We start from the raw sequence: 6,290 nt of genomic DNA on the forward strand, positions 1-6,290 counted from the left end.
CCCGCCCCCGCTGATGCGGCCCCGGCAGCAGCCCCCGCAGAAGCACCGGCCCCCGCCGCTGACGCAGCGCCCCCGGCCGATGCGCCAAAGGCGCCCGAGGGCAACCCGTACGGCCTTGGCGCCCTGTGGGCCAATGGTGACTTCATCGCCCGTGGCGTGCTGCTCATCATGGTGTTCATGTCGCTGGGCACCTGGTACATCATGATCACCAAGTTCTTCGAGCAGGCCCGCGTGATGAACGCCGCCAAGCAGGTGATGACCGATTTCTGGACCAAGGGTTCGATCAAGGAAGGCGCTGCGGCCCTGCCCGCGAACTCCCCGTTCCGCTACATCGCCGATACGGGTGTCAAGGCTGCCGAGCACCACGAAGGGACGATGCAGGAATCCATCGACCTGCATTCCTGGACCACCATGTCCATCCAGCGTTCGGTTGACGTGATCCAGACCAAGCTGCAGGGCGGCCTTGCCTTCCTCGGCACCGTGGGTTCGACCTCGCCGTTCGTGGGTCTGTTCGGCACCGTGTGGGGCATCTATCACGCGCTGACGGCCATCGGCATCGCAGGCCAGGCCTCGATCGACAAGGTTGCCGGCCCCGTGGGTGAATCGCTGATCATGACCGCCATCGGCCTCGGCACCGCCGTTCCCGCCGTTCTGGGCTACAACCTGCTGGTCCGCCGCAACAAGGGCGCCATTGACAAGGTGCGCAACTTCGCCGCTGACGTGCAGTCGATCCTGATGGGTGGCTACCGCCATGGCGCGGAAATCACCATCCATCCCGATAACTCCCCCACAACCACGACTATCGATAACCGGGTGGCCTGATCATGGGTATGCAAGTTGGAGGTGGCGGCGATGAAGACGAGGTGGTGTCGGCCATCAACACCACACCGCTTGTCGACGTCATGCTGGTGCTGCTGATCATCTTCCTGATCACCATCCCCGTCGCGACACATACCATCAAGGTTAGCCTCCCCATGGATGCTAACCAGCCAACCCGGACGTTGCAGAACAACATCGTCGTGGCGATCACGCCGACCGGGCAGGCCTACTGGAACGAGACGCCGCTCACCAGCTATGCCGACCTGGAATCGCACCTGGAACACGTGGCTGCGGAAAACCCGCAGCCCCAGATCCAGATCCGCGGTGACCAGACGGCAAAATACGAAGGTGTGGGCAAGGTGATCGCAGCCTGCCAGCAGGCCGGTATCGTTCACGTCGATTTCATCACTGAGCAGCCACACGGCTGATATCCATTCCCGGCCGGGGGTCATGCCCCGGCCACATTGGGGAGAGTAGACACCATGGGCATGAATGTCGGCTCAGACAGCACGACCGAGGACGAAGGTATTGTCGATATCAATACCACGCCCCTGATTGACGTCATGCTGGTGCTGTTGATCATGCTGATCATCACCATCCCGCTCCAGACGCATTCAGTCTCGATCGATCTGCCGCAGGGCAATCCGCCGCCTTCCGCCGCCCCTGATCCGGTTGTGGATACGGTGGCGATCGATTTTGACAACACCATCACCTGGAATGGCGAACCCGTTTCAGGCGAGGCGGATCTTCAGTCCCGCTTCAAGGATGCGGCGGCCCAGCCGGTCCAGCCCGAGATGCACATCCATCCCGATCGCCTGGCCAGCTATAAGGTCGTGGCGCATGTCCTGGCCGATGCACAGCGCCTTGGCGTGAGCAAGCTGGGAATCATGGGGAGCGATCAGTTCATGGACGCGCAGTAAGCGCCTCCATTTTCATTACGCAGCATCATGACGTGAAAAGCGGTCCTTCCCTTGTGGGAAGGGCCGCTTTTTTCATGCGTGCGGCACGGGTATGAAATGCCGTTTTTTAGGGCACATGGCCTGAGGCAGCTGTAGCATAAAAAGCACGCAACCCACATTGTTGCAGTGGATCGGGTGGCTGTTATTCATATCGAATATAAAATAGAAATGCGCAAAATCGTTGGTTTATAGGGGGATAGGTGGCATTGCCGTTGCTGGGCAATCCCCGGTTTCCAGATAGATAAACACGCTGTTGCGTTTTTTGCGCTTGGCCTGTCCAAGTGTATTTCATAAGTCAACAGAAAGGCGGAATGTTCAGTTTCCGCAACTACTTCAGCATGACCGATACGGGACGGAAAATGCTGTCAGTGAGGCAGACGGGGATGGCTGCCGCTGAAAACCGTATGACTGCACGCAATGGCGTGCCGCCGGACAGATTTGCGGGGGGAACGAATGAAGACGGGCCGGGATATCTATAACGTCGTGATACGGCAGGTGCGCAATGCAGCGGAGCAGGGTGGACTGGCCGGGCTGCGCAGGCCGGGGCTGAAAACGCGCCTGCGTGCCGTATCGTGCCTGGTGGGCACGATGTGCCTCGCTACGGGCAGCGAAGCCTGGGCGCAGGTGGCAACCACGCACACCACCCCGCATCGCCATGCACCGGTCCGGCAGGTAGCGGCGCCGAAGCCGCATAGCGCAGCGCCTGCGGGTGTTACGGATACCTCGGCCCCCGAGCTGATCCGCGTGGCGTCCTCGCGTGAGGCGCGTGATGGCGGTGGTGGCATGATGCGCCAGGAAACCGCGCCGCATGCGGTGCAGACCATCGGCAAGCAGTTCATTGAAATGCGCAGCCCCACCAGCACGGCGCTCGATCTGGTCAAGAACCTGCCGAGCATGAACGTGACCACGCCGGACCCGTCGGGCATGGAAGGTGGTCAGATCCAGACCCGTGGCCTGACCGACCTCGACATGGGGCTGATGCTTGATGGCGCACCGGCGGCGGCAGCCAAATACCTGAACGAGGATATCGATTCAGAAAACCTCGAGAGTGTCGAGGTAACGCCCGGCAGTTCCGCCACCGACCTGCCCGCCATATCGGCCGCAGGCGGCGTGATGAACGAGCGCTCGCGCACGGCATCGCAGAAATTCGGCGGCATGATGGATTTCTCGTACGGCACGAACAACATGTCGCGCGAGTTCATCCGGCTGGATTCGGGCGAGATCGGCCACACTGGCGTGCGCAGCTATTTCTCGTTCTCCAACACGCATTCGCGCTCGTGGATGGGTTCGGGCATCAACCAGCGCAAGCATATCGATTTCGGCCTGCAGAAGGACTGGAGCAACGGCTCCAACGCCAAGCTGTTCGTGTCGTGGAATTCCGAGGATTTCACCATCGATGCCTATCCTGATGGCAAGGCGTTTGAAAACTACAAGCGCACGGGCGAAGGCTATGGCCGCAACTCCGATCCGACCAGCGACAACTACTGGCAGAACAATAACGACCACTGGAACCAGATCTTTCTAACGGCACCGATCCATGTCGTGCTGCCTGCAAAATTCGCGTTTGACCTGCAGCCCTATTTCAGCTTCGGGCAGGGTTGGGATGCCTCGCCTGGTAATAATGGGGCTTTTGGTGATAATTATGACCTCTATTATAACCAGACGACTGGCACCCACAACATAACCAATTACTTCCAGGAGAATGAGGCCCGTCAGGTTGGTGCGGTTGCGAAGATCGGCTACCAGATCGATAGGCACAACCATCTGTCGTTTGGCTACTGGTATGAAAACAACCAGACCATCCAGAACTATCCGGTCAGCGCGACCATGCAGAACGGTCAGGCTCCCAGCCCCAACAATCCGTCTTACCAGTTGTCACAATCCTTCCTTACCGGTGTTGATGCGGGTTACGAACTGCATTCGCTGTTCATTCAGGACACCGCCAAGTATTTCAATGACAAGCTGCAGATCCATGCAGGCTTCAAGTTTGTCATGTCCGATGCATGGAACAAGAACTGGCTTGCCAATGCCGGCTCCAAAAGCTGGACTTATGGCAAGAATGGCACCATGGCGGGCCAGAACGGTGCAAACACGACCGAGCCGCTGCCGCAGCTTTCCATCAGCTATACCTTCAATGATCATCACCAGATCTACGTGAATGCGGAAGGGGATTACCGTCAGCCCAGCGCGACCGACCTGGGGTGGCTGACGCCTGTCAATGGCCAGTCGATGCTGAAGAACCAGTATTCCATCAAGGAAGAACTGGGCTACCGCTATCACGACAAATACGTGATGTTCGATCTGTCGCTGTTCAACTACAACGTGACCAACCGCATTCTCGACACCTATCTCGGCGCCAACCAGTATATGCCGATCGAGGGTGGTAACCAGACCATGCGTGGCTTTGACGTGATGGTCGCCAGCCGCCCCATTCATGGCTTCAGCCCCTACGCGTCGTTTGAATATCTGCATGCGACACAGGATTCGAACGTTCAGGACGCCCTTGGGCAGACTGTCTATGCCAAGGGCAAGGAAGCCGTCATGGCGCCACATGTCATGGCAAACTTTGGCCTTACATATAAGTACCGTGGCTTCTTTGCCAATGCGGCGGTGCATTATACTGGCGCGCAGTCGGTGGCGATGGATAATAGCGAGCGCATGCCTGGCTACGTGACCGATACCCTGTCGCTCGGCTATCACTTCAAGCCGTTCATGTATGCCAAGTCACCGACGTTCAAGCTGAACTTTACCAACCTGACCGGCTCGATCGTCCGTACTGGCGCCATGGGGGCGATCTATGGCCTGAATCATCCCACCGCCCTGTCCTATCCGGGGTACTACGGCGCATCCGCCAATCTGGGCCGGGCGCTTTCGGGCAACTCCTTCATGGTCGAGCCGCGCTTTACCATGACGGGCACGGTCTCCACCTCCTTCTGATTTCCCGACGCCTGCCGGACCCCGCCTTTACCAGAAGGCGGGGTTCTTCTTGTGCAGGCGCGTACCTGCAAGTGGAGAGGGCATGTGACAGCACACAAAACCCACCCGGTTGATGAAATGCTGCCCATGGGCATGCTGTTTGCCTTCGGGCTGCAACATGCGTTGGTCATGTACGCGGGCACGGTGGCGGTGCCGCTGGTCTTTGCCGCCGCCATGCACCTGTCTGGCCCGCAGACGGTCATGCTGATCAATTGCGGGCTGATGACATCGGGCATCGCCACGATCATACAGAGCGTGGGGGTATGGAAATTCGGCTCGCGCCTGCCCATCGTGCAGGGGTCATCCTTCGCCATGCTGGCGTCGATGCTGCTCATCGGGCAGATCTATGGCGTGCGCTCGGTGTTTGGCGCGGTGATCGGGGCGGGGCTGGCCATGGTGGTGCTGGCGCCGGTCATGGCGCGGCTCATGCGCTTTTTCCCGCCCGTGGTCATTGGCTGCCTCATCATCATCATCGGGCTCACGCTCATTCCCGTGGCGGGGCGGTGGATTGGTGGCGGCACGCCCGGTGCGCCAGGGTTTGGCAGCGTGGCCAACCTTGCGCTGGCCTTCGTCACCATCGTCATCACGGTGGGCATACAGGCCTGGGGCCGGGGGTTCTGGTCCAATATCAGCGTGCTGGTGGGGCTGGTGGCGGGCAGCGTGATCGCAGCCCTGTGCGGCATGGGGCATTACGGCATGGTGGCTGAGGCACCCTGGTTTGCCGTAAGCACCCCCTTTGCGTTTGGCCTGCCCGCGTTCCATGCCATGCCGGTGTTCATCATGTTGCTGAGCATGGTCATCATCGTGGCGGAAACAACCGGCAACTGCCTGGCCATTGGCCGCGTGGTGGACCTGCCGGTCAATGACGTGACCATTGCAGGCGCGCTGCGGGCCGATGGCCTGTCCACCATGCTGGGGGGCATGTTCAACAGCTTTCCCTACAATGCCTTTACCCAGAATACCGGGCTGATCGCCATGACCGACATCCGCAGCCGCTTTGTGGTGGCAGCAGCAGGGGTGGTCATGATCGGGCTGGGGCTGTTCCCCAAGCTGGGCGCGCTGATAGCCGCCCTGCCAGCCCCGGTGCTGGGGGGCTGCGGGCTGGTCATGTTCGGCATGACCACGGTGGGCGGCATACGCGAACTGCTGCATGTGCGCTTTGAGGGCACGCGCAATGGACTGATTGCCGCCGTATCACTCGGGCTGGGGCTGTTGCCCATGGCCTGCCCGGACCTGTTCACCCACATGAACGGGCTGGCGCGGCTGCTGCTGGGCAACGGGGTGCTGCTATGCATTCTGTCCGGCGTGGCGCTCAACCTGCTGGTGGGGCAGGGTCGCAACTGACCGGTAGAAAGTCATAAAAGTTTTTGGGCGCCGCCTTTTTGAAAAAAGACGGCGTCTTTTGAAGATTTTTGGGGCCTGTTGGGAATTATCGTGAATTGATGATTGCAGCGGAGAGATAAATCATCGCTGCGAATGATCTGTCTGTCTTGTCGCTCCGCGTGGCGATACGCTTGAACTCCTTGAGCTTGCAGA

At 59.7% G+C, this 6,290-nt stretch carries 5 protein-coding genes and 1 pseudogene; 5 read left to right on the plus strand and 1 reads right to left on the minus strand.

Annotated elements, in window-relative coordinates:
• From HNW77_RS16725 to HNW77_RS16745, 5 genes are all read left to right on the plus strand, one after another.
• Positions 1-822 (plus strand): MotA/TolQ/ExbB proton channel family protein (locus tag HNW77_RS16725; RefSeq protein WP_172159203.1); only part of this gene is annotated, 822 nt, incomplete at its 5' end.
• A 2-nt stretch (positions 823-824) separates the two neighbouring features.
• Positions 825-1,247 (plus strand): ExbD/TolR family protein, encoded by a 423-nt coding sequence (locus HNW77_RS16730; protein ID WP_172159205.1) that lies wholly within the window; start codon positions 825-827, stop codon positions 1,245-1,247.
• Positions 1,248-1,301: 54 nt separating this feature from the next.
• The gene (locus HNW77_RS16735) at positions 1,302-1,739 is read left to right on the plus strand and encodes an ExbD/TolR family protein (protein ID WP_172159207.1); all 438 of its coding nucleotides are present in this window, start codon (positions 1,302-1,304) and stop codon (positions 1,737-1,739) included.
• A 492-nt stretch (positions 1,740-2,231) separates the two neighbouring features.
• The gene (locus HNW77_RS16740) at positions 2,232-4,715 is read left to right on the plus strand and encodes a TonB-dependent receptor (RefSeq protein WP_172159209.1); all 2,484 of its coding nucleotides are present in this window, start codon (positions 2,232-2,234) and stop codon (positions 4,713-4,715) included.
• Positions 4,716-4,799: 84 nt separating this feature from the next.
• The gene (locus tag HNW77_RS16745) at positions 4,800-6,098 is read left to right on the plus strand and encodes a nucleobase:cation symporter-2 family protein (RefSeq protein ID WP_276592105.1); all 1,299 of its coding nucleotides are present in this window, start codon (positions 4,800-4,802) and stop codon (positions 6,096-6,098) included.
• Positions 6,099-6,183: 85 nt separating this feature from the next.
• Here the strand turns inward: HNW77_RS16745 and HNW77_RS17880 are convergent.
• Positions 6,184-6,290 (minus strand): annotated as a pseudogene (locus tag HNW77_RS17880) (IS5/IS1182 family transposase); the annotation flags it as partial.

Origin of the sequence: Komagataeibacter melomenusus (genome assembly GCF_013155395.1) — a bacterium.
GTDB classification, from domain to species: domain Bacteria; phylum Pseudomonadota; class Alphaproteobacteria; order Acetobacterales; family Acetobacteraceae; genus Komagataeibacter; species Komagataeibacter melomenusus.